This is a genomic window from Vibrio sp. 1159 (genome assembly GCF_033340395.1).
GTDB lineage: Bacteria > Pseudomonadota > Gammaproteobacteria > Enterobacterales > Vibrionaceae > Vibrio > Vibrio alginolyticus.
The window spans coordinates 1-1454 of record NZ_JAWOWL010000098.1; the positions used below are offsets into that span (position 1 = coordinate 1).

The 1454-nt window shown below is 39.1% G+C and carries 3 protein-coding genes; all 3 read right to left on the minus strand.

Annotated features, from left to right (window positions below; genetic code table 11):
- Positions 1-148: 148 nt before the first annotated feature.
- Positions 149-514: a hypothetical protein gene (locus R7127_RS26130; RefSeq protein WP_318141768.1), complete on the minus strand. Its 366-nt coding sequence runs from the start codon at positions 512-514 to the stop codon at positions 149-151.
- A gap of 97 nt (positions 515-611) precedes the next feature.
- Complete coding sequence (locus R7127_RS26135) at positions 612-1103, minus strand: hypothetical protein (protein WP_169628395.1); 492 nt, start codon at positions 1101-1103, stop codon at positions 612-614.
- 90 nt (positions 1104-1193) lie between these two features.
- The coding region (locus R7127_RS26140) for a hypothetical protein (protein WP_318148674.1) at positions 1194-1454 on the minus strand (261 nt) is incomplete at its 5' end.

Genomic DNA, 1454 nt, shown 5'->3' on the forward strand with positions numbered 1-1454 from the left:
GATTTAATAACCAGAATGCTCAGTCATTACTTGAGGTATTATCATACGGAATGCCTAAAAAATTCGATGTTTGAGTTGGCAGAGTATTCGACAGCCAAGCCCAAAAAAAGGTGAGCCATTTGTGCTCACCTTCCTTTTTAATATTCTGTTAGTTAGGCCAGTTTTCACAGCCTTTCTGAGATTTGTCGATTACCAAGTCACCCTCAATCTTATATTTTTGGAAGCCAAAGAAGAAAGAGAAAAACTCGAAATCTGCTGTTACATCTGTTAGAGCAACTGCACACTTGTCATTTTCGATAGCTTTATCAGAAGCTTCTTTAACCGATGGAATACCTAAAGGAAAGATGATGATAGGTTTTGAATCTTCACCTGTAACACGATCACCTTTAACAAAATCTCCATCATTCAACTCTACATTTTTTGTTGATGCTAACGTGAAATCTGCTACACGCTGTGCACAACCAGATAGAAGAAGAGAAGACGCCACTGCCATTGTTATTATGATTTTTTTCATTATTACTCCATGAATCATATTGTTATAGTTTCACATTGTAACATGTGTAAAAGAATGTTACAATGTTATTTTGGAGTGCCGTACTTTTTATTTGCAATTAAAAAATTTGCGCTCCCCAAAACAGAGTGAACGCCCAAACAAAACCAGCCTGTAAAGCCCCAGAGAGTCCTGCCCAAAGAAAATCAAAGAACAGCATAACCATCTTATATTTTACTGCATGACGGATGCCAAACACGATATGAGCCGCAATGAAGAATGCTGAGCCTAAAATCCATGTACCAAGAAAACGAGGGATCATCGCTTTGACCCCTTGGTTCAAATAAACCATATCAGCAACATGCTGGGGAAAGTCTGCTCCAATAATATCGAATAAAGCAAACACACCCAGAATCATCATTGGTAAAGGTACAAGCCAACCAATCCAGTAACGGTAATTCAGCATGAAGCTGTAATTTAGATACTCTTCACCTTTCTTATGGATACGCTGCTCAACTTTCGCTGTGAAACGATAGTTGCTCAGTGCTGCTGTCATTCCATCTGGCACATCTTCAATGCTGATGGCGATAGCCTTACTGGTTCTAAAAATCATGCGCCCACCTTATTAGGTTATTGTTTCTACAGTAATTTTAGTCATTTTATGTTTTATCTGTAGTTTGGCCCAGGCTGTTTATGACGGTCCTCATAGTTTTAACTTTTTGGTTTTAGGATCAGGTTCAGTTTTATTCTTATTTGCCTTAGCGGTGCACTGCTCTATGCGCTGCTTCTGGCTCTCAATCTGTTTTTCTACTCGCTCACGCTGCTCTGGTGAAAGGTGTTCACTTTCAAGTAAATGCGTCCCAAACGCTTCACCAAATTGATACTGTTCAGGATTTTTCTTGCTGTATTTGACAAAGTTCTTCTCAAACCTTGCCAACTCTTGCTCAAGCTTCTCATCAATCAT

What these genes read in the sequence shown, in the direction of transcription:
- R7127_RS26130 (WP_318141768.1), bottom strand. Translation starts at nt 514, where the DNA reads ATGAAAAAAATCATAATAACAATGGCAGTGGCGTCTTCTCTTCTTCTA.
- R7127_RS26135 (WP_169628395.1), bottom strand. Translation starts at nt 1,103, where the DNA reads ATGATTTTTAGAACCAGTAAGGCTATCGCCATCAGCATTGAAGATGTG.